This is a genomic window from Janibacter hoylei PVAS-1 (genome assembly GCF_004025845.1).
GTDB classification, from domain to species: Bacteria; Actinomycetota; Actinomycetes; order Actinomycetales; family Dermatophilaceae; genus Janibacter; species Janibacter hoylei.
Map to the genome: position 1 here is coordinate 121,483 of NZ_PIPF01000012.1, position 20,409 is coordinate 141,891.

At 73.1% G+C, this 20,409-nt stretch carries 25 protein-coding genes and 1 riboswitch; of the genes, 10 read left to right on the top strand and 15 right to left on the bottom strand.

All coding sequences use genetic code 11. The features are described from left to right. The first annotated feature begins 17 nt into the window (after positions 1 to 17). A complete protein-coding gene (locus CWN80_RS12770) occupies positions 18 to 1,241 on the top strand; it encodes an MFS transporter (protein WP_007923793.1) in 1,224 nt (407 codons plus the stop codon). Here CWN80_RS12770 and CWN80_RS12775 read toward each other — a convergent pair. The 4 genes from CWN80_RS12775 to thiC form a co-directional block, all read right to left on the bottom strand. Beyond that, entirely contained in the window at positions 1,222 to 1,866 is a 645-nt protein-coding gene (locus tag CWN80_RS12775) for a thiamine phosphate synthase (RefSeq protein ID WP_128277395.1), read from the bottom strand. The two genes, CWN80_RS12770 and CWN80_RS12775, sit on opposite strands and share 20 nt — an antisense overlap. Further along, positions 1,863 to 2,651 (bottom strand): hydroxyethylthiazole kinase, encoded by a 789-nt coding sequence (thiM, locus tag CWN80_RS12780; RefSeq protein ID WP_007923798.1) that lies wholly within the window; start codon positions 2,649 to 2,651, stop codon positions 1,863 to 1,865. Before thiM ends, CWN80_RS12775 begins: the two co-directional genes overlap by 4 nt. Beyond that, entirely contained in the window at positions 2,648 to 4,006 is a 1,359-nt protein-coding gene (locus tag CWN80_RS12785) for an MFS transporter (protein WP_007923799.1), read from the bottom strand. The genes thiM and CWN80_RS12785 overlap by 4 nt, the downstream gene beginning before the upstream one ends. Next, positions 4,003 to 5,754: a phosphomethylpyrimidine synthase ThiC gene (thiC, locus tag CWN80_RS12790; protein ID WP_007923800.1), complete on the bottom strand. Its 1,752-nt coding sequence runs from the start codon at positions 5,752 to 5,754 to the stop codon at positions 4,003 to 4,005. The genes CWN80_RS12785 and thiC overlap by 4 nt, the downstream gene beginning before the upstream one ends. After that, a riboswitch (TPP riboswitch) is annotated at positions 5,752 to 5,859 on the bottom strand. It overlaps the preceding gene by 3 nt. Before the next feature lie 29 nt (positions 5,860 to 5,888). Between thiC and thiD the strand changes: the two genes are divergently transcribed. From thiD to CWN80_RS12805, 3 genes are all read left to right on the top strand, one after another. Beyond that, positions 5,889 to 6,725, top strand: a complete 837-nt coding sequence (thiD, locus tag CWN80_RS12795; RefSeq protein WP_007923801.1) for a bifunctional hydroxymethylpyrimidine kinase/phosphomethylpyrimidine kinase — start codon at positions 5,889 to 5,891, stop codon at positions 6,723 to 6,725. A gap of 61 nt (positions 6,726 to 6,786) precedes the next feature. Then, the gene (locus CWN80_RS12800) at positions 6,787 to 7,131 is read left to right on the top strand and encodes a DMT family transporter (RefSeq protein WP_007923802.1); all 345 of its coding nucleotides are present in this window, start codon (positions 6,787 to 6,789) and stop codon (positions 7,129 to 7,131) included. After that, positions 7,128 to 7,448: a DMT family transporter gene (locus tag CWN80_RS12805; protein ID WP_007923803.1), complete on the top strand. Its 321-nt coding sequence runs from the start codon at positions 7,128 to 7,130 to the stop codon at positions 7,446 to 7,448. The genes CWN80_RS12800 and CWN80_RS12805 overlap by 4 nt, the downstream gene beginning before the upstream one ends. A 19-nt stretch (positions 7,449 to 7,467) precedes the next feature. Here the strand turns inward: CWN80_RS12805 and CWN80_RS12810 are convergent, their stop codons facing one another. From CWN80_RS12810 to CWN80_RS12840, 7 genes are read right to left on the bottom strand one after another with little or no spacing between them, the layout of a single operon-like run. After that, complete coding sequence (locus CWN80_RS12810; protein ID WP_007923805.1) at positions 7,468 to 7,908, bottom strand: SRPBCC family protein; 441 nt, start codon at positions 7,906 to 7,908, stop codon at positions 7,468 to 7,470. Positions 7,909 to 7,918: 10 nt separating this feature from the next. Next, entirely contained in the window at positions 7,919 to 8,431 is a 513-nt protein-coding gene (locus tag CWN80_RS12815) for a hypothetical protein (RefSeq protein WP_007923806.1), read from the bottom strand. Next, a complete protein-coding gene (locus CWN80_RS12820) occupies positions 8,424 to 8,798 on the bottom strand; it encodes a hypothetical protein (RefSeq protein ID WP_007923807.1) in 375 nt (124 codons plus the stop codon). The genes CWN80_RS12815 and CWN80_RS12820 overlap by 8 nt, the downstream gene beginning before the upstream one ends. Positions 8,799 to 8,807: 9 nt before the next feature. Then, entirely contained in the window at positions 8,808 to 9,731 is a 924-nt protein-coding gene (locus CWN80_RS12825; RefSeq protein ID WP_007923808.1) for an NADP-dependent oxidoreductase, read from the bottom strand. Between the two features lie 49 nt (positions 9,732 to 9,780). Beyond that, a complete protein-coding gene (locus CWN80_RS12830; protein ID WP_007923809.1) occupies positions 9,781 to 10,149 on the bottom strand; it encodes a hypothetical protein in 369 nt (122 codons plus the stop codon). A 10-nt stretch (positions 10,150 to 10,159) separates the two neighbouring features. After that, the gene (locus tag CWN80_RS16120) at positions 10,160 to 10,372 is read right to left on the bottom strand and encodes a hypothetical protein (protein ID WP_157986934.1); all 213 of its coding nucleotides are present in this window, start codon (positions 10,370 to 10,372) and stop codon (positions 10,160 to 10,162) included. Positions 10,373 to 10,406: 34 nt separating this feature from the next. Further along, a complete protein-coding gene (locus CWN80_RS12840; protein WP_128277397.1) occupies positions 10,407 to 12,173 on the bottom strand; it encodes a GNAT family N-acetyltransferase in 1,767 nt (588 codons plus the stop codon). A gap of 54 nt (positions 12,174 to 12,227) precedes the next feature. Here CWN80_RS12840 and CWN80_RS12845 point away from each other — a divergent pair, with 54 nt between their 5' ends. Beyond that, positions 12,228 to 13,010, top strand: coding sequence for an alpha/beta fold hydrolase (locus tag CWN80_RS12845; protein ID WP_128277398.1), 783 nt, complete (start codon positions 12,228 to 12,230; stop codon positions 13,008 to 13,010). Next, a complete protein-coding gene (locus tag CWN80_RS12850; protein ID WP_007923812.1) occupies positions 13,007 to 13,621 on the top strand; it encodes a hypothetical protein in 615 nt (204 codons plus the stop codon). Before CWN80_RS12845 ends, CWN80_RS12850 begins: the two co-directional genes overlap by 4 nt. A 48-nt stretch (positions 13,622 to 13,669) precedes the next feature. Here CWN80_RS12850 and CWN80_RS12855 read toward each other — a convergent pair whose 3' ends face one another. Further along, positions 13,670 to 14,764: a PQQ-dependent sugar dehydrogenase gene (locus CWN80_RS12855; protein WP_007923813.1), complete on the bottom strand. Its 1,095-nt coding sequence runs from the start codon at positions 14,762 to 14,764 to the stop codon at positions 13,670 to 13,672. 34 nt (positions 14,765 to 14,798) lie between these two features. On the opposite strand from CWN80_RS12855, the gene CWN80_RS15990 reads away from it, so the two are divergent. Continuing rightward, on the top strand, positions 14,799 to 14,924 hold the full coding sequence (locus CWN80_RS15990) for a hypothetical protein (RefSeq protein ID WP_272948436.1): 126 nt from the start codon (positions 14,799 to 14,801) through the stop codon (positions 14,922 to 14,924). Continuing rightward, positions 14,924 to 16,108: a hypothetical protein gene (locus CWN80_RS12860; RefSeq protein WP_007923814.1), complete on the top strand. Its 1,185-nt coding sequence runs from the start codon at positions 14,924 to 14,926 to the stop codon at positions 16,106 to 16,108. Before CWN80_RS15990 ends, CWN80_RS12860 begins: the two co-directional genes overlap by 1 nt. A gap of 236 nt (positions 16,109 to 16,344) precedes the next feature. Here CWN80_RS12860 and CWN80_RS12870 read toward each other — a convergent pair whose 3' ends face one another. Together CWN80_RS12870 and CWN80_RS12875 are read right to left on the bottom strand one after the other, a co-directional pair. After that, positions 16,345 to 17,097 (bottom strand): hypothetical protein, encoded by a 753-nt coding sequence (locus CWN80_RS12870; protein ID WP_051987769.1) that lies wholly within the window; start codon positions 17,095 to 17,097, stop codon positions 16,345 to 16,347. Beyond that, positions 17,094 to 17,933 (bottom strand): hypothetical protein, encoded by an 840-nt coding sequence (locus CWN80_RS12875; protein ID WP_007923817.1) that lies wholly within the window; start codon positions 17,931 to 17,933, stop codon positions 17,094 to 17,096. Before CWN80_RS12875 ends, CWN80_RS12870 begins: the two co-directional genes overlap by 4 nt. An 89-nt stretch (positions 17,934 to 18,022) precedes the next feature. On the opposite strand from CWN80_RS12875, the gene CWN80_RS12880 reads away from it, so the two are divergent. Together CWN80_RS12880 and CWN80_RS12885 are read left to right on the top strand one after the other, a co-directional pair. Next, positions 18,023 to 18,625: a hypothetical protein gene (locus CWN80_RS12880; protein WP_007923818.1), complete on the top strand. Its 603-nt coding sequence runs from the start codon at positions 18,023 to 18,025 to the stop codon at positions 18,623 to 18,625. 228 nt (positions 18,626 to 18,853) lie between these two features. Further along, positions 18,854 to 19,288: a hypothetical protein gene (locus tag CWN80_RS12885; protein WP_007923819.1), complete on the top strand. Its 435-nt coding sequence runs from the start codon at positions 18,854 to 18,856 to the stop codon at positions 19,286 to 19,288. Positions 19,289 to 19,311: 23 nt separating this feature from the next. Here CWN80_RS12885 and ychF read toward each other — a convergent pair whose 3' ends face one another. Further along, a complete protein-coding gene (gene ychF / locus CWN80_RS12890) occupies positions 19,312 to 20,397 on the bottom strand; it encodes a redox-regulated ATPase YchF (RefSeq protein ID WP_007923820.1) in 1,086 nt (361 codons plus the stop codon). Positions 20,398 to 20,409: the final 12 nt, after the last annotated feature.

Here is a 20,409-nt window from a genome sequence, read left to right on the forward strand (position 1 = left end):
CGTGATAGACCGCTGGGGTGACGAGCCACGAGACGACGCGACGGACTCCCCCCTTCGGACCCGGGCTCGCTCTCCTCGGCGTGGCCCTCATCTCGATCAACCTGCGCCCCGGGGCGACCTCCATCGGTCCGCTCCTGGCGGAGGTGCGTGCGGCCCTCGAGATCGGCCCGACCCTCGCCGGTGTGGTGACCGCGCTGCCGGGCTTCGCCTTCGCCGTCGCCGGTGGCGGTGCCGTCGCGCTGGCCCGACGCGTCGGGGTCTCCGCGGGGATCGCGCTCGGTGTCGCCGCGGTCGTCGTCACACTGCTGGCCCGCGTGTTCACCGACTCCTCCGGCGTCTTCCTCGTGCTCACCGCGATCGGGCTCGCCGGCATGGGGCTGGGCAACGTCCTCGTCCCCGCGTGGATCAAGGCGCACTCCACCGACGGTGGGGTGCGGCTCATGACGATCTACTCGATGGGGCTGACGGTCGGCGGCACCCTCGGCCCGCTGCTCGCCGCCCCCGTCGCCGACGTCGCCCCCGGCCAGTGGCGCGGCGCCCTCGGCATGTGGGGGCTCGTCGCCCTGCTCGCCCTCGTCCCGTGGGTCGTTATCGCCCTGCGCGACCGGGTCCACCGCCGCGCCGCGGGCGAGACCCCGACGTCGCGGATCTGGCACTCCCCCACCGCGATCGCGCTCACCGTGCTCTTCGGCGTGCAGTCGACCAATGCCTACGTGCAGTTCGGCTGGCTGCCGCAGATCTACCGCGACGCGGGGCTGTCGGGCGCCACCGCCGGCCTGCTCACCTCGGTGCTCGCCGCGCTCGGCATCTTCGGCGGGCTGCTCATGCCGACCGTCATCGACCGCAGCCGTGACCTGTCCGCGTGGATGATCGGCTTCGGGACGCTCGCCGTCGCCGGCTACCTCGGCCTGCTCCTCGCCCCGGCGACCGTGCCGTGGCTGTGGGCGGTCCTGCTCGGCCTGTCGGGCTTCGCCTTCCCCACCGCCATCGCCCTCATCGCGGCCCGCACCCACAACCCCCACGTGACGGCCCAGCTGTCTGGATTCGTCCAGCCGGTCGGCTACCTGCTCGCAGGGATCGGCCCCTTCGCCGTCGGCCTCCTGCACGAGCTGACCGGCGGCTGGACCGTCGTGCTCCTGCTGCTCATGACGACGGGTGTCGGCATCACCCTCGCCGGCCTGCGGGTCGCCCGCCCGGTGCTCGTGGACGACGAGATCGGCGTCAGCTCGCCCACGCGCTGAGGCAGGCGGCCGCCGCGGCGCCCGGGTCGTGGGCGCCCATGATCTCGCGGACGACGGCGACGCCGGCGATGCCGGTGAGGGACAGGGCCGGCACGTCCGCGACCGTCACGTCACCGATAGCGACGACCGGCAGGTCAGTGGCAGCAGCGCGAAGGGGGTACCCCGCAAGACCCACCGGGGGGCGACCCGCGCTCTTCGTCGGGGTGGGGCGGTAGGGGCCGCACCCGAGGTAGTCGGGCCGATCCGCACCGACGCGCGCCTCGGCGGCCCGGACGTGCTCGAGGGTGCCGGCGGTCAGGCCGACGAGGGCATCGGGCCCGAGCAGGGCCCGAGCGTCCGCAGTCGGCAGGTCGGCCTGCCCGAGGTGGACCCCGTGCACGGGGGCACCGCGTCGACGCGCCGCATGGGCGACGTCGGCGCGGTCGTTGACGATGACCCGGGTGGTGGGGGCGACCTCGGCGACCGCGCCGGCCACGGAGAGGACGAGGTCGAGCAGCTCGCCCGCGAGCAGGTGCTTGGCCCTGACCTGGACGATGCCTGCGCCGGCTGCTGCCGCAGCGGCCGCCGCCCGGACGGTGGCCGGCCCGTGGCCCGAGGTGACGAGGTGGAGGCGCCAGTCGATCACGTGAGCCGCACTCCGCTCCCGACCTCGGTGGGGGTCACCGCGTCGAGGGCGTCGAGCAGACCGACCCGGAAGCTGCCCGGCCCGAGACCGCCCACCCGCTCCGAGGCGACGGTGAGCAAGGCGGTCGCCGCCACCGCCGCGACGAAGGGGGCCGCCACGGCGGCGTGCGCCGCGCTGAGGGCGCCGAGCAGGCACCCGGTGCCGGTCACCCGCGTGAGCACCGGTGCGCCCGAGGCGATCCGGACGCTCTGGCGCCCGTCGGTGACGAGGTCGACCGCCCCGGAGACGGCGACGACGCACCCGTGCGCAGCCGCGAGGGAGTGGGCCGCCTCGGCGGCCGCGTCCGGGGCGACGGTGCTGTCGGCCCCGCGACCGGGCTGCCCTCCCCCGGCGAGCACGAGGACCTCCGAGGCGTTACCGCGCACGATGCTCGGCCCGAGGGCGAGCAGCTCGAGGGCGAGCGGGGTGCGCACGGGCGCCAGACCGATGGCGGTCGGGTCGAGCACCCAGGGGGTGCCGCGCTCGGCCGCCACCTCGGCCGTCGGGAGCAGCCCGGCCCGCCCGTCGGAGCTCAGCGAGCCGAGGTTGGCGAGGAAGGCGTCGGCCACGGTCACGAGGGTCGGCGCCTCGTCGACGGTCTCGGTGAGCATCGGCCGGGCGCCGACGGCGAGCAGCCCGTCGGCGACGATCGCCCGGGTCACCGACCCGGTCGCCCCGTGGACGAGCGGGCTGGCGGCCCGCATCGCGGCGACGGCGGCGGTCACCTCGGCGCGCAGGTCGCTCATGTCGTCGCCCCCGACGGCACGCCCGGCCGGAGGAGCGTGCCAGATCGGACGGCGACCGCCTCGACGTCGTCGTCGAGCTCGCACCGGGCCAGGCGTGGCCCGAGGGCGCCGCACCCGGCGACGAGCAGACCGCCGACGACGAGCACCGCGACGACCGCCCCGTCGTGCCCGAGGAGCGGCTCGAGCCGGGGCAGCCACCACGGCCACAGGGCCGGGACGACGATGGAGAGGGAGTAGGCGGTGCCGTACCCCGTCGAGCGGACGTGCGCGGGGAAGCGCTCGCACAGGTAGGCCCCGACGGGCCCGTAGCCGCACACGGTGACGACCTGGAGCAGGGCCACCCCCACGACGAAGGGGAGGACGGCTGCGGTCATCGTCGCCAGCCAGAGCAGTGGCGCGAGCACGGCGGCCGCGAGGCCCCAGCCGACGAAGTAGCGCCGCCGGCCGAGCACCGTCGACCAGTGCCCGGTCGTCGACATGACGAGGGCCTGGGCGACGGAGGCGACGCCCATGACCGTCGCGACCTCGCCGCCGTCGAGGCCGTGGTCAGCGGCCAGGCGGCCGGTCGCGGCGATGACGACCATGTTGGTCATGAGCCACAGCCCCGACATCAGGCCGAACATCTGCCAGAAGGCACCCGCGTAGGCGCCACCGAGGACGGCCCGGAGACCGAGCGCGGCGGGCGCCCTGGTGTCGGCCTGCTCGCGCTGACGCACGACGTGGGGCGCGTCGGCGACCCGCGCGGAGTAGAAGGCGAGCAGGGCGAGGCTGGCGAGCCCTCCGGCGACGAAGGAGAGGCGCCAGCCCCACTCCGCGTAGGTGGCCGGGCCGAGGAGCGCGAGGAGCGCCGCGGTGGCGAAGGCGATCGTCGACTGGGCCCAGGGGGCCATCGACATGATGAGCCCGGAGACGAGACCACGGCGCCGCGGTGGTGACCACTCCATCGCGAGCGGGATCGCCGAGGTGTACTCCCCGGCGAGGAAGACGCCACCGACGAAGCGCAGCAGCACGACGGCGCCGATGGCGAGCACGCCGACGCTCGCGTGGGTCGGGACCGCCGCGATGAGCAGGGAGCAGGCAGCCGTGCCGGCGATGGCCACCTGGGTCGTGCGGGTGCGGCCGACGCGATCGGCGATCCGCCCGAAGACCATCGCCCCGACGGGGCGGCCGAGCAGGGTGGCGACGACGACGAGGGCGCCGGAGGTGACGCCGGCGTGCGGCCCGGCGAGCGTCACGAGCGCCGGGGCGAGCGCGACGACGGGCAGGAAGATGTTGACCTGGTCGACGTAGTTGCCCACGACCCCGGCGCGCACGGCGGCGCGTCCCGCCGGTGGCAGGTCGGGCACGAGGCTCATCGGGTCGACTCGTCACGGACGTAGACGCTCGAGCCGAGCTCGACGAACTGGCGCGCCTTGGCCGCCATGCCCGCCTCGGCGATCGCCCGCTGGTCGGCGGCCGACCCGTAGGCGTCGCGGATGTCCTGGCTGATCCGCATGGAGCAGAACTTCGGCCCGCACATCGAGCAGAAGTGGGCGGTCTTCGCCGGCTCGGCGGGGAGGGTCTCGTCGTGGAAGGCCATCGCCGTCTCGGGGTCGAGGGCGAGGGCGAACTGGTCGTGCCAGCGGAACTCGAATCGGGCCCGGCTCAGGGCATCGTCGCGCTCCCGGGCCCTCGGGTGCCCCTTGGCCAGGTCGGCCGCGTGCGCGGCGATCTTGTACGTGATGACGCCGGTGCGCACGTCGTCGCGGTCGGGCAGGCCGAGGTGCTCCTTGGGCGTGACGTAGCAGAGCATCGCCGTGCCATGGCGGGCGATCTCCGTGGCGCCGATGGCGGAGGTGATGTGGTCGTAGCCGGGCGCGATGTCGGTGACGAGTGGCCCGAGCGTGTAGAAGGGCGCGCCGTGGCACCAGTCCTGCTCGAGGTCGACGTTGTCCTTGACGAGGTGCAGGGGCACGTGGCCCGGGCCCTCGACCATGACCTGGACGTCGTGCTCCCACGCGCGCAGGGTCAGCTCACCGAGCACCCGCAGCTCGGCGAGCTGAGCGGCGTCGTTGGCGTCCGCGACCGACCCCGGCCGCAGCCCGTCGCCGAGCGAGAAGGCGACGTCGTAGCGGGCGAAGATCTCGCACAGCTCGTCGAAGTGGGTGTACAGGAAGGACTCCTCGTGGTGGGCCAGACACCAGCCGGCCATGATCGAGCCGCCGCGGGAGACGATGCCGGTGACACGGTCAGCGGTGAGCGGGACGAAGGCGAGCCGCACCCCGGCGTGGATCGTCATGTAGTCGACGCCCTGCTCGCACTGCTCGACGACGGTGTCCCTGAAGACCTCCCAGGTGAGGTCCTCGGCCCGACCGTCGACCTTTTCGAGCGCCTGGTAGATCGGGACGGTGCCGATGGGCACGGGGCTGTTGCGGATGATCCACTCACGGGTCGTGTGGATGTCGTCGCCGGTCGACAGGTCCATGACGGTGTCGGCCCCCCAGCGAGTGGCCCAGGTGAGCTTGTCGACCTCCTCGGCGATGGAGGAGGTGACGGCGGAGTTGCCGATGTTGGCGTTGATCTTCGTGAGGAAGGCCCGCCCGATGACCATCGGCTCGGACTCGGGGTGGTTGACGTTGGCCGGGATGATCGCGCGGCCGGCGGCCACCTCGTCGCGGACGAGCTCGGGCGAGCATCCTTCTCGCAGAGCGACGTAGCGCATCTCCGGCGTGATCTCGCCGCGGCGTGCGTAGTGCAGCTGGGTGACGGTGCGGCCCTCCACGGCACGAAGGGGGTCCCTCCCTTCGCCCCGCCAGGCCCGGGAGGCCTCGCCGCGGCGCACGGCGGACCGTCCGTCGTCGAGCAGGTCGCGTGGTCGCCCCGCGTAGGGCTCGACGTCGCCGCGCGCGGTGATCCACGCCGCCCGCGCCGGGGGCAGCCCGACCTCGGGGTCGCTGCCGGGGCCGGCCGTGCGGTAGACGTGCACGTCGTCGTTGGTGCTGCCGTCGGGGCTGTCGGCCAGGGAGATCGCCGTCACCGGCACCTCGATCGACGGGTCGTGGGGGTCGGTCAGCACCTCACGACGGTGCTGGGGGTGGAGCTCGGTCTGCTCGTCGGTGCGCACCAGTGCGCCTCCTCTTCCTTCGCCGGCATGATCCGGACAGGTTCAGACGGTCCGGACGGCGTCAGTCCGATCTCAGCTCGTGCCCGAGCTCCCGTGGGGGTGCTCCGATACAACCACATGGCTACGGTGGCGGCATGACCGCCCCGCTCCCCCGACCGCCGGTGGCCCTGACGATCGCCGGGTCGGACCCGTCGGGCGGGGCAGGGATCCAGGCCGACCTCAAGACCTTCAGCGCGCTCGGTGCCTTCGGCACGAGCGTCATCACCGCCCTCACCGCCCAGTCGACGACCGGCGTCACCGACGTGCACGAGGTGCCGGTCGCACACGTGCGGGCCCAGCTCGAGACCCTCGTCGCCGACGTGCGCATCGACGTGGTCAAGGTGGGGATGCTCGCGTCGGCACCGCTCGTCGAGGTGGTCCACGAGCTGCTCACGACCGGTCCGCTCGCTGCGACACCGGTCGTCCTGGACCCGGTCATGGTGTCGACGTCGGGCTCGCGGCTGCTCGCGCCAGACGCGGTCGACGCGGTGCGCGCGCTGCTGCCCCGCGCCGACGTCGTGACGCCCAACGTGCCCGAGGCCGGGGTCCTGCTCGACGAGCCACCGGCCGCCGCCGCGGCTGACCTGCCCGAGCAGGCCCGGCGGCTGCGCGAGCTCGGTGCGCGTCGGGTGCTGCTCAAGGGCGGCCACCTCGACGGTCCCGAGTCGGTCGACCTCTGGCTCGACGACGACGGACCGGTCGCGCTGCGCGGGCCGCGGGTCGCGACCACGGCGACGCACGGTACCGGCTGCACGCTGAGCTCGGCGATCGCCGCCCTTCGCCCGCGCCACGACGGGTGGCGGCCAGCGGTTCGTGAGGCCCGTGGCTGGCTCACCGAAGCACTGCGTCACGGGGAGTCGCTCGAGATCGGGGCCGGCGCCGGGCCGGTACACCATTTCCACGAGCTCGTCAGGTGGCGCGCGACCACCTGAGGTCGAGCCGACCCGGCGGTCAGCCGGCGACGTCCCCGCGGAGCGCACCTAGAGTCCTCCCATGACGACCTGGCTGCTGCTCGCCGCCGCGATCCTGTGCGAGGTGGCGGCAACCCTGAGCCTCAAGGGCGCGCTGGACCGACCCGCGCTCTACGTCGTCGTCGTGGCGGGGTACATGGCCTCCTTCACCCTGCTGGCCGCCGTCCTGCGCCGCGGGATGGGCCTGGGCGTCGCCTACGGCATCTGGTCGGCGTGCGGGGTGACCCTCACGACGGTCCTGTCGACGGTCGTCTTCGGCGAGCGCTTCACCCCCGTCATGGGCCTGGGCGTCGGCTGCGTCATCGCCGGGGTGCTGCTCGTCGAGACGGGGACCCGCCACGCCCCGGTCGAGGACGTGAGCGCGTGACCGGGTGGCTCTGGCTCACGGTGGCCGTCTGCGCCGAGGTGACCGGCACCCTCGCGTTGAGGTCGGCCGTCGAGGACCGACGGTGGTACGGGCTCGTCGGCGTCGGCTACCTCACCGCCTTTGCCGCCCTCTCGGCGAGTCTCTCGCACGGGATGCCGCTCGGCGTCGCCTACGGCACGTGGGCGGCCGCCGGGGTGGCGCTCACCGCGCTCGGCTCACGGGTGCTCTTCGCCGAGCCGCTCACCCGCCCGATGCTCGCGGGCATCGGACTGATCATGGTCGGCGTCCTGCTGCTCGAGCTCGGGGCGGGCCACTGACCGACGCGCCCCGCAGGGCTCAGCCGAAGAGCGCGGCGAGCCGGTCGAGGGAGGCGCGCAGGTTGCGCTCGGTCGTGCTGCGGGCCCGCTCGTACCGCGACGCGTCGGTCAGCTCGCGCCAGTCGTAGGTGTGGGTCACCAGGGTCCGACCGTCGTCGGTCGGGGCGAGCTGCCACCGCCACTCGTGGCCAAAGGGAGCCTGCCCCTGCGCGGCCGGGCGCCACGCGATGCGGCGCCCCTCCTCGAAGTCGACGACGTGGTTGTAGCGGTCGTTGCCCCGCGTCGTCGTGGTGACGAAGACGTCGCCGACGGCCCGGGCCCGCTGACCGGAGGCGGACGACGCGAGGTTGTCGTTGCCGTCCCAGGCGAGCTGCCGCGCCGGGTCGGCGATCTCCTCGAAGATCGCCTCGGGCGGTGCGGTGATGGTGGTGGATGCGGTGACGACCTTGGTCTCGTCCATGGCACCCACCCTAGGACCGCGCGACCAGGGCCGCCCGCACGTCGGCGGCCAGCTGAGGCACGCGTCCCTGCGCCACCCCGGCCACCCACCGGTGCGCGGGGAAGGCCAGGCGGCGGAGCGCGTAGTTGACGACCTCGACCACGCCGAAGGCCCAGACGAGGAGGAGCAGCACGAGCCACGCCAGGGAGGGAGCGCCCGCGACGACCGCCGCGAGCCCGGCCGCGAGGAGGATGACCGCGAGCACCCCGAGGGCGAGGTACGCGCGGGCGAGCCCGAGGGGCATCACGCCGACGCCGACCCACCGTCGGGCCAGCAGCCAGTAGGTGCCGGCGGCGACGAGGACGACGGCGAGCGGCCCGACGGCACCGAGGACGGCCAGCCGGCCGCCGGTGTCGAGGGGCGCGCCGTGCCAGAGCGCCACCCCCACGAAGACCGCAGCCGCGGCGAGCTCGCCGAGACCGAGGGACAGGTACTGGCGGCGACGCCGGTCGCGGCGGGCCCGGGAGGAGACCTCGTCAGCCACGCGGCACGACGGGGACGACCTGCCGCAGCGAGTCGACGTCGGGCTGGTGCACGCCGAGGCCGAGTGCCGCGACCCGCTTGCCGGTCGGCACGTGGAGCAGGTTCCTGCCGTCGAGGACGAGGTCGCGCGGCTCGGTGACGGGGAACCGGCGCAGGGTGATGCCGAGCGGGTTGCACATGCGCACCTCGTCCACCCCGATCCGCAGCATCGGGTTGACGAGCTGGAGGATGCCGAGGGCGGTGAGCACGACGCCCGCCGCGACGGTGACCCACGCCGAGGTGAGCAGGGACACGAGCGCGATGAGCACGCCCAGGGCGACGAAGGTGATGGCCATGGGACGGCTGTGGCGGATGGTCATCGGCGGCATGGCCGCACCCTAGTCGGCGACCTCGATGACGAGCTTGCCACGCACGTCGCCCGACTGGCTGGCGGCGAAGGCCTGCGCCACGTCCTCGAGCGGGAAGCTCCGGTCGACGTCGACGATCAACCGGCCGGCGGCGACCTCGTCGAGCAGGTCGGCCAGGCGGGCCCCGTCGGGCCGCACCCACACCCAGCGGCCGCCGTGCTCCTCGACGGCCGGGTCGGTGATCGAGGCGAGGCGACCGCCCTCGCGCAGCACCGCGAGGCTGACGTCGAGGACCCCGCCGACGAAGTCGGCGACCGCGTCGAAGCCCTCTGGCGCCACGTCGCGCAGCCGCTCGTCGAGCCCGTCGCCGTACTCCACCGGCGTCACGCCGATGTCGCGCAGCTTGTCGTGGTTGGCCGTCGACGCCGTGCCGACGACCGTGGCCCCGGCGGCGATTGCCAGCTGGGCGGCGGCGAAGCCGACGCCACCGGAGGCGGCGTGGACCAGGAGGGTGTCCCCCTTCGTCACGGCCAGCGTCTCGAGGACACGAAGGGCGGTGAGCCCGGCGAGCGGGAGGGCCGCAGCGACGTCGTCGGTGACCTCGTCGGGGACGGCTGCCACGTCGTCGACGCGGACCGTGACGTACTCGGCGAAGGTGCCGGCCGACAGGACCTGCTTGCGGGCGTAGGCGGCAACCCGGTCGCCGGGACTGAACTCGGGGCTGTCCGGGCCGACGGCGTCGATGACGCCGGCGACGTCCCAGCCGGGGATGACCGGGAAGTCGGCGGAGAGCATCGGGTCGAGACCGCCGGACATGGCCTTCCAGTCGACGGGGTTGACCCCGGCCCGGGTGACCCGGATGCGGACCTCGCTCGGGCCCACCTTGGGGACCGGCAGGTCGCTCAGGTGCAGCTCGTCGGTGGTGCCGTACTGGTCGTAGGTGATGGCGCGCATGGTGGGTACAACGGGGAGCGCGCCGGATGGCATTCCCGCGACCCTCGCCTCAGCGCTGAGCGGTCGGGATGACGTGGCGCAGAGCCTCGACGTCGGGCTGGTGCACGCCGAAGCCCAGGGTCGTCACGCGCTTGCCCGTCGGCACGTGCACGAGGTTCTTGCCGTCGATGACGAGGTCGAGGGGGCCGCGCAGCGGGAAGCGGCGCATCGTGATCCCGATCGGGCTGATGACCCTCGCCTCGTGGGGCTCCAGCCGCACCATCGGGTTGATCATCTGCAGGACGCCGAGCACCGCGAGGATCACCCCGACGGCGGCAGACGCCGACTGCGCCAGGATCCCGACGGCGAGCATGAGGACGCCGAGGCAGACGAGGAGGATGGCGATGGCCTGGTTGGCCCGGATGCGCATGGGGTGCATGACCGCGAGCCTATCGAGCGGGCCGTCCCGAGGGGCCGGCGCTGCCGGCCGGTCGACGCGGACTGCGGTGGCGGCCGTGTCCCTCCGCCAGCACGACCTCGCGCATCGAGGGCGTCGGGCGCCAGCGGGTCGAGACGAGCTTCATCGCCGCGGACATCGACCGGATGGTGCGGGTCCCCGACGCCGCCGCGGTCGCCGCGGTGCGGCTGCTCGAGCAGCTCATGCGCAGCGGTCGCCTGCCCTGACGAGGGGGCGTGTCACAGCGGACGCTTGAGACCGAGGTGGCTCGCCTCGTAGCCCAGGTGCTCGTAGAAGGCGTGTGCCCGGGTCCGTACCCGGTCGGTCGTCACTTGGGACAGGGCCGCGCCGTGCGCGCGCCCGTGCTCGTGGGCCCACTCGAGCATCGCCGTCCCCAGCCCGGCCGACCTCTCACCAGAGGCCACCCGCACGCCCTCGACCTGCAGTCGGGTGGCGCCGCGGCGCGACAGGCCGAGGATGATCGACAGCTGCATGGTGGCGACCACCCGGTCGCGCTCGTCCCGGACGACCGCGAGGTACTGCGCGCTGTCGCGGTCGACCGCATCGAAGACCCGCTCGTAGTGGGCGATGTCGTCGCCCTCGCGCGCCGCGCCGAGCTCGTCGTCGGCGAGCAGCGCGACGATGGCCGCGACGTCGCCGCGCACGGCCCGGCGGACCCGGAAGCGACGCTCCCCCAGCTCGAGGACACCACCGACGGACTCGGTGGCCCGGGTCCTCAGATCGTGCACCAGGGCATCGAGCCACCCGCCGACGTGTCTCCGGGCCTCGTCGGTGTCGGGGTAGCGGCAGCGCAGGTGCAGCCCGGTCTCGTCGATGATGAACCACAGCATGACGCCGTCGGAGCGGATGCTCGCGCCGACGTACTGCGCGTCGAGGCCCGCGGCGTCGACCCTCACCGGCAGGCGCCGCAGGTCGAGCCACGAGACCGCAAACATGCCTGGCGCCTCGGGCATGCCGCCCCACGGGGCGAAGACCTCGGCGAGCGGCCACGAGCCGAGCTGCACCGCCTCCTTCACAGCGTCGGCACAGGCGCTCGGGTCGGGGTCCGCGGACTCGAGGACGGAGTTGGCGATGAACCAGCCCACCGAGTCGTGCCACGTCGCGTCGTAGCGCGAGTGTACCGGGAAGACCGCGCGGAGAGGCACGTCCGCGAGGTTGCGGGTCACCGCCGTCATCGAGGCGACGACCGTGGCCAGGGTCGAGACGCCGTCGCCACGTGCCTGGGCGGCGAGCGCCGCCGAGCCGTCGACGTCGAGCACGTCACGGACTTCGACCCGCTCGGCCTGCGGCACCGGCTCGCCGAGGGGCAGCGGGAAGCGAGGCATGACGTCGCCGCTCGCGGCCAGGACCTCCGCCCAGCGCCGCTGGACGTGCTCGGGCGCCGGGTCGCGGTGGCGCAGGGCGGTCGTGTGCTCGGCGAAGGGGGGAACGAGCGTGAGCTCGGGCACCTCGTCGCCGTCGGTCAGCTCGAGGGCCGCGAGCAGGTCGCGGATGACGACGAGCATCGACCACATGTCGACGTGCGCGTGGTCGGCGCCGATGATCATCGTCGGAGCGGTCGCGGTCTCCAGGACGCACAGCCGGTGGGAGGGCGTGGCGAAGGGGGTGCAGGAGGCGTCGAGGACGTCGCGCACCGCGTCGTTGACCGCCTGCCCGGTGGCGATCGGGTGCTCCACCCACTGCCCCGGCGTCACCTCGATCTCCTCGAGCAGCGGCTGCCCGTCGGGGCCGACGGAGAAGCTCGACCGCAGGGTGCCGTGGCGGGCGACGACCGCGAGCCAGGCCGCCGAGAGTCGTTGCCGCGCAACCGGGGCAGGCAGGGTGAAGCAGATCGCCATCCAGGAGCCGGGCCTGTCGCCAGCGCTCACGTGACGCTGCTGGTCGAAGGAGACGGGCAGGGGGCGACCGGTGCGCCGGGCGGTGACGTCGTAACCGAGGAGCCGCCCGAAGGGCAGTCGCAGGTGGGCGACGTTGGACAGCCTCATGGCGGATACCGTAGCCGCACGGCGCCGACCGCGCGCCGGGCGAGGAGGTGGTCCGTGACGGACTTCGACGTCCCCGGCGCCCGGCTGCAGACGGAGTACAGCAACGAAGGGGGACACCCCGTCGTCCAGCTCCACGGCCTGACCTCCAGCCGGGAGCGCGACCGGGTCCTCGACCTCGATCTCGGCCGCGGTCTGAGCGGTACCCGGCTGCTGCGCTACGACGCCCGCGGGCACGGCCGGTCGACAGGGCGCCCGGTGGCCGAGGACTACCGCTGGCCGACCCTGGCGCAGGACCTGCTCGCCCTGCTCGACGCGTGGTTCCCCGGTGAGCGCGTGCACGGCGTCGGACCGTCGATGGGCTGCGCGACCCTGCTGCACGCCGCGCTGCTGGAGCCCGAGCGCTTCAGCGGGCTGACGCTCATGGTGCCGCCGACGGCGTGGGAGACCCGCGCGGCCAGGGCGCACGACTACGAGCGGTCCGCGGAGGCGGTCGAGACCCACGGCGTCGAGCTGCTGCTGAGGGCCCAGGCGGCCGCACCCGCGCCGCCTGCGACGGCCGGGGCGCCGGACACCGTGCCCGACGTGCGGACCGACCTGCTGCCGTGGGTCTTCCGCGGAGCAGCCCGCAGCGACCTGCCACCGCGCGCGTCGCTGCGCTCGATCGACCTGCCGACGACGATCCTCGCCTGGACCGACGACCTCGCGCACCCGCTGTCGACGGCCGAGGCGCTGCTCGACCTGCTGCCCCGTGCGACCCTGCAGGTGGCGAGCACCCGCGCCGAGGTCGACCGCTGGCCCGCCGTGCTCATGGCCGACGTCGAGCGCACCGGACGATGAGCGGCCCGCCACCCCTGCCCCAGGCGATCGCCGTGCTCGACGCGGGCGGGCAGGTCCGCATCGCCCGCTCACGCGCCTACGCGCTCGGCCTCCTCGTGCTGGTTCTGCTCGTCGGGGCGGGCCTGCTCGCCTGGCTCGTCTTCGCCGTGGGCGACGGGCTGCGCCGCGACCGGATGGGCGTGGTGCTCGCGCACCCCGTCACCTGGGCCTCGGTCATCGCCGTCGTGGGCTGCGCCCTCCTGCCGGTGGTCATCGCGGTGCGGCTGCACCGCCGCGAGGCGCTCGTCGTCACGCGCGAGGGGCTGGCCTCGGAGTCCGGCGGTGTCATCCGCTCGTTCGTGCCGTGGACCGGCATCGAGCGCGTCGGCTACGAGCGGGTGACCGGCCCCTACTACCGCTTCGCCCCGCGGTCGGTGACCTACGTGCTGACCCCGGCAGCGATCGAGGCCCGGGACCGCGCCATGCTGGCCGCCGGCCGGCGCCCACCCCGCTACGGGCTCCTCGGGCCCGGCGGCTACGTCGTCGAGGCCGGGTACGTCGGTGGGCGGCGGCGCCTCTACGAGCTGCTCGCCACGGCACACCATCGCTACGGCGGCGTCAGGCCTTCGTGACGACGCTCGACGTGAGCAGCACCTCGCCGAAGGGAGCGACCTTGGGCGTCATCGGACCACGACGCGCAGGATGCGGTCGTCGCCGTCGCCGGGATCGCCACGGCCGTCGGTGGCGTTGGTGAGCACCCACATCGAGCCGTCGGGTGCCACCGCCACGTCCCGCAGCCGACCGTGCTCGCCGACGAGGTGCTCGGTGGAGGTGCTCGGGTCGTCGAGCGGCACCTCGCGCAGCCGCTCGCCACGCAGGTTGGCGATCCAGATGCTGTCGTCGGTGATCGCGATGCCACTCGGGCTCGCCTCGTCGGTCGCCCACTGCTGCACCGGGTCGGTGAAGCGCCCGTCGTCGGCGGCGCCCTCGACGGTCGGCCAGCCGTAGTCGGCGCCGGCCTCGATGACGTTGAGCTCGTCCCACGTGTCCTGGCCGAACTCGCTGGCATACATCGTCCCGTCGTCGTCCCAGGCTATGCCCTGCGGGTTGCGGTGGCCGAGGGTCCAGACGAGCGAGTCGTCGAAGGGATTGTCCTCGGGCACCTCGCCCTCGGGCGTCAGCCGCAGGATCTTGCCGGCGAGGCTCTCGGGGTCCTGGGCGCGGTCGGTCTCGCCGGCGTCACCGGTCGTCACGTAGAGCATGTCGTCGGGCCCGAAGGCGATCCGACCGCCGTTGTGGAAGCTCGCCGACGGGATGCCGTCGAGGATCGTCTCGGCGTCGCCGAGAGCGAGCGAGCCCGGCTCGCCGGTCAGCTCGTGGCGCACGACGCGGTTGTCGTCGGCGCTCGTGAAGTAGGTGTAGAGGTGGTCGTCGTGCACGGCGAGGCCGAGCAGGCCCCCTTCGCCTCCCGCGGAGACGCCCTCGACGGTGCCGACCTCGCGGGTGCCGCCGTCATCATCGGTGACCTCGAGGACGCGGCCGGAGTCGCGCTCGCTGACGAGCGTCATGTCGTCGTCGACCACGATGGACCACGGGGCGTCGAGGCCGGTGACGACGTCAGGCGGCGCGCTGCCGGACGAGGACGAAGGGGGTGCACCCGACGTCGTCGTGCCGGACCCGGAGGTACCACGGTCCGTCGCCTCCCCCGAGCAGCCGACCAGCAGGGCTGTCGCCGCGGCGAGCGCGGCGGCACGGGGAACTGTCCGGTGGTCCATGACCTGACGCTACCGGCGGGCCTAGCCTGAGGCCATGGACGAGACGACCCCCCTTCGCGTCGTGCCGGTGGTCGACGACTGGACCCGCCTGACGCCGGCGGCGAGGCAGGCCTGGCGCGCGCGGCTCGGGACGCTCCGGCAGACCGAGATCCTCAACTGATGACCCGCCTCCAGCTGCTCCTCGACACCCTCGGCGCGAGCGAGGACCACCCGACCGTGCGGGAGCTCGTCGACCTGTTCGGCGGCACCCCCGTCGCCACGGACGAGCGGCTCGTCGACGAGCCCGCTCACCGCTCGCGTCGGCTGACCTTCGCCTCGGGCGGGGAGATCGTGCTGCACGACGGCGCGGTCGTGGCCGTGCTGCTCCACGTGCGGCCGACTCCCTTCGCCCGCACGGGGATCGACCTGCGCGACTGGCTCGGCCGAGCCGGTCGACGAACGACGCTGGACGGCCTCGCGAAGGCCGTGGACGCCAGGCCGAGGTTCGGCGGGAGGTACGCGTACTTCGAGCGCGACGGCGGCTTCGTGCGCTGCCGGTTCGACGGTCGGTGGACGGAACCCGGGCACCTCGTCGAGTTAGCCGTCACCCTCGACCAGCCGGGACGCGCCTGCCAGCCGGACGACGACACCTGCCCCGTCTGCGGTGACCTGCCGGTGCGGGCACCCGCCGGTGACGGGCTCGACGTCGACGCGACCGTCGTTGCCCTGCACCGCAGGCGGGACGACGGCCTGCTCTCCGACACGTACTCTCCCGCGCCGCTCGCGGACCTCCAGCTGCTGCACCGCTCCGGGCTCATGGAGCGCGTCGAGAGCCAGCTCGACTGCTCCGACTGCGGTCGGATCAGCGCGCTCACCCTCCATCGGGACGGGCCGGCCACCTTCGGCCACGTCATGTACGACGAGGCCAGGCGGCGACCGATGGAGGCGATCCCGCCCGTGGAGCAGTGGGGCGATGCGGCCCGCATCGCCGCCGCCGCGGATGCGCTGCGCTACGTCGACCACCGACCGGGGTCGTGGTTCCTCGCGCGGCGCGGGGACGACCTCTACCTCGAGTCGCGGTACGTCCACAGCAGCATGGTCGACGGGTCGTGCCTCGTCCGGCTGGAGCCCGCGGAGGTCGAGGGGTACGAGTGCAGCGGAGCCGAGTACCTCGACGACCTGGCGCGGCGGATCGACGTGAGCCGCCCGTGGTCGCAGGACTCACCTGTCGGCCGGCGCAACCTGCACCTCGACAGCACGGCTGCCGACCTGGTGGCGGAGTTTGCGGTCGCCGTCCGGGACCACCGGTGGGTCGCCGAGCGGCGGCAGGCGGCGCACCGCCGGATGCTCTCCGACGGGGACTGAGCGCCGACCCACGCGGCCCCACGCTGGGGTGATGGGCCTGAGGATGGACAACGTCGGCATCGTCGTGGAGGACCGGTCGTCGCCGACCACCGCACTGCGCCGGTCAGCGCGCTCGGCTACCTCTGGGTGATGTGTGCCGTCGACGAGCTCGACGCCACGCCGGATCGCTTGCAGGACAAGGGCGTCGAGATGGTGAGCACCGAGATCTTGCGCTTCGAGGACGCCTATCGACTCTGCTACGTGCGAGGGCCCGACGGGATCCTGCTCGGGCTGGCGGAGGAGCTGGCCGGGTCCGACCAGGGCACGAGATCCGACCGCCCCAGCCACGAACCGTGCTCGGACAGCGGTCGGAAGCGGTAGGTCGCGAACTCGTGGTGGAAGTCGCGCCGCTCCCGCTCGCGCATCGCCGCGGAGTGCCGGTCCGGCTCAGGCACTTCGGAGCGGCCGTGGACCATCTCGCCCATCTCGCGCACGCTGCGCCAGATCGAGAAGGTCGAGATCGTCCGCGGCGGGCGCAGCGCGGCCGCGGCGAGCGTCACCCCCGGGTGGTCGCGGACGAGGCGCTCGACCGGGCGGCCATGGTGGAGGAAGCGCGGGATCTCCGGGATCTTCATGCGGGCGAGGGTGACGGCCACGACGGGCTCGTCCTGCTCGAGGGTGCCGGTGCGGGCGGGCAGCCCGTCGAAGGCCGCGATCGTCGACCAGCGCCGGACGAACTCCAGCCGCACGTGCCAGCCTTCGTGGAGCCGCTGACCCAGCGGGTCACGCTCGAGGAAGCGGACGAGGGCATCCTCGTCGCGCCACTGGGCGAAGACCGCCAGTCGTCGCAGCTGGAGTCGCTCGGGCGAGACGACGGGCGCCCCGAGTTGCATGAGGGAGAGGCACTCGAGGTGGTGGAGGCCGGGGACGGTCGCCTGGGTGGGCGGCCGCATGAGCGCTGCCGCGCCGACGCGGGCGGGCACCTGCGCCAGGTGGAAGCTGTGGATCATGCCGCGGGCTCCAGCTTGTAGTGCAGGCGAAGGGCGGGACGGTCCCACATGCGCAGCACGTGGTCGGTGCGCAGCGTCCCCTGCGGGTCGCGGTACATGTGGAAGGTCTCCCGCAGCGGCACCTTGGCCGCGTGGCTGCGTCGTCCCCGGACGACGACGTAGGCGCCGTCCTCGCCGAAGCGCCCTCCAGGGGACTCGAGGAGGAAGCCACCGCCGTCGAGGACCGAGGGCCGCAGGAAGACCTGGAGGTTGCCCGACTCGAGCGGGAAGGTCACGTGCACGCTCGGGCGGTCGGCCCCCGGGAGCGTCCGCGTCGAGTAGGCCCCGCTGAAGACCGTGCGACCGGTGGCGCGCAGGGCGCGGGTCCACGCGGCCGCGACCTGGTCGCCCCTCCCGTCGAGGATCGGGGTGACGACGCTGTCCATGCCGTGGGCGACGTCGAGCGGGCGCATCGGCAGAGCCAGCTGCTCCACCCGCCTCCCCCACAGCCGGGCGACGAGCTCGCCACCGGGCCAGAAGAGCGGGGACCAGGCCGACCAGACCTCCATCTGCCACGAGGCCGTGTGCTCGTAGAAGTCGCGCACCGCCGGGTGCAGCCGGGTCGCGTCGAAGCCTGGCCCGTCGAGCAGCGACATCGACGGCAGCAGACCCGCGTGCGGGTCCTCATCGACGACCGAGCCGCCGTGGCGCGCGGCCTCGGCCGCCAGCCAGTCCTTGGCCACCCGTGGCGAGCCGCTCACGGGGCCGTCCAGCCAGCTCTCGTCGCCATCGAGGTCGACGGATCGCCCGGTGATCGTCCAGAACTTCCGGGATCCGATGTCGAGCAGGTGCGGCACGCGCTCGATTGTGCCGCAGACGGCTCGGCGGACCGGCCCAAGCGGGGGCTGTGTGGCCGTCCGGAGGTGCGCGGACGACAATGGGAGGGATGCTCCCTTCGCACCTGTGGTACGTCAGCTATGGCTCCAACATGTCCCGCCGCCGTCTCGGCTGCTACCTCGCCGGTGGCACGCCGCCCGGATCGATGAGGACCTATGCCGGGGCGCGCGACCGGACCATGCCGACGGCCGACCACGCGGTGACCCTGCCGGGGAGCCTGTACTTCGCCGGCGAGTCGCGGACCTGGGGTGGCGGGGTCGCCTTCTACGACCACGACTCCCCCGGCGAGACCGCCGGCCGCGCCTACCTGCTGACGATCGGGCAGTTCGTCGACGTCGCCAACCAGGAGATGCACCGGCCAGCCGACCCGGACGACCCGCTCGAGGAGGTGCTGCTCACCGGACTGCCCGGCGAGCGCCACCAGGCAGGGCCCGGCCACTACGAGACGCTCGTGCGGGTCGGCGAGCACGAAGGGCTGCCGATGCTCACCTTCACCGCGCCCCACGGCATGCACGCGGTCCCGCACACCGCTCCCCGACCGGCCTACCTCGCGATGCTCGCCGAGGGACTGCGCGAGGCGCACCGGTGGGACGAGGAGCGGATCGAGAGGTACTTCGCGGCACGTGCGCGGCGCGATCAGCCGATCGTGTAGCCCATGCCACGGCCGCTCCGCGCGAGGGCGGCCATGAAGGACCTGGCGCGCTGCAGGTAGTGCAGCGCGTACTCGGGCCCGCGCTCCCCGCGAAGAGCGAGCGAAAGCCATCTTCGATCGTGCCGGTGTCGACGTCGGCGGACTCACTCTCGTCGAAACGAAACTCGACCGGGTGGCGTCACGGATAGGCCTCGCCGTCGCATATCGAGAGCAAGTAAATTCGGGAGGATGTGCGCCACCAATCTGTGGGCGATCAACGCCGCAGCCTTCACTTCGAAGTTCCAGCGATTCACTGAGGACAGGCTGGGCATGCCGCCCGTGCAGACCACCATGCGCATAGCCTCCGGTCGTGTCCGAGGCTCGTCCGTGGTGTTCACTCTGACCAGCCGGATGTGTGACTGCGACACTCTCATCGGGCGTCGCAACGAGGCGCCGGTCCACGGTGAGATCGAAACCGACGCGTGGCTCGGGTGGTTGCGTGACATGCCGGACCACGTCGCGAACGTCTCGCGTGTCGCTGTGCTCCGAGCCTGGAGCCCCGGGGACGACGATGTGGTGCCCTCCCGAGCTCGAGGCATCGGCATCGGAGAACTCAGCGAGAGCGTGCTGCGCGACGTCCGCGACGACACTCTGCTGACGATCGACTACCCGCGGGTGGTCTGAACGCCAACTGTCCGGAGCTTCCGCTACACGTTGAAGCGGAACTCCACCACGTCGCCATCAGCCATGACGTAGTCCTTGCCCTCCATGCGCACCTTGCCGGCGGCCTTCGCCTCGGCCATCGAGCCGAGCCTGTCGAGGTCCTCGAAGGAGACGACCTCGGCCTTGATGAAGCCGCGCTCGAAGTCGGTGTGGATGACGCCGGCGGCCTTGGGCGCGGTGTCGCCCTTGTGGATCGTCCACGCGCGCGACTCCTTGGGGCCGGCGGTGAGGTAGGTCTGCAGGCCGAGGGTGTTGAATCCCTTGCGCGCCAGCTGGTCCAGGCCCGGCTCGTCGATGCCGACGCCCTCGAGCAGCTCGCGGGCGTCCTCGTCGTCGAGCTCGGCGACCTCGGACTCGAGCTTGGCGTTCAAGAAGATCGCCTCGGCCGGCTCGACGAGTGCCTGCCACTGCGCCTGCAGGTCGGTGTCGGTCAGCTGGTCCTCGTCGACGTTGAAGACGTAGAGGAAGGGCTTGGTCGTGAGCAGCCCGAGCTGGGCGGCGATGGTCATGTCGACCCCGGCGGCGGCCCCCTTCGCGAAGAGGGTGTCGCCGGCCTCGAGGACCCCGCGTGCGGCGAGCGCCGTGTCGAGGACGTCCTTGTCGGTCTTCTTGCCCTTGACCTCCTTCTCGATCCGCGGGATCGCGGTCTCGAGGGTCTGCAGGTCGGCGAGGACGAGCTCGGTGTTGATCGTCTCCATGTCGGAGGCGGGGTCGATCTTGCCGTCGACGTGGGTCACGTCGTCGTCGACGAAGGCGCGCACCACCTGGCAGATCGCGTCGGACTCGCGGATGTTGGCGAGGAACTTGTTGCCCAGCCCCTCCCCTTCGCTCGCGCCACGGACGATGCCGGCGATGTCGACGAAGGAGACGGTCGCGGGCAGGATCTTCTCGCTGCCGAAGATCTCGGCGAGCCGCGTCAGGCGGGAGTCCGGCAGCGGGACGACGCCGACATTGGGCTCGATGGTCGCGAAGGGGTAGTTCGCGGCGAGGACGTTGTTCTTCGTCAGTGCGTTGAACATCGTCGACTTGCCGACGTTGGGGAGACCGACGATTCCGATGGAGAGTGCCACGGGGACAGGAGT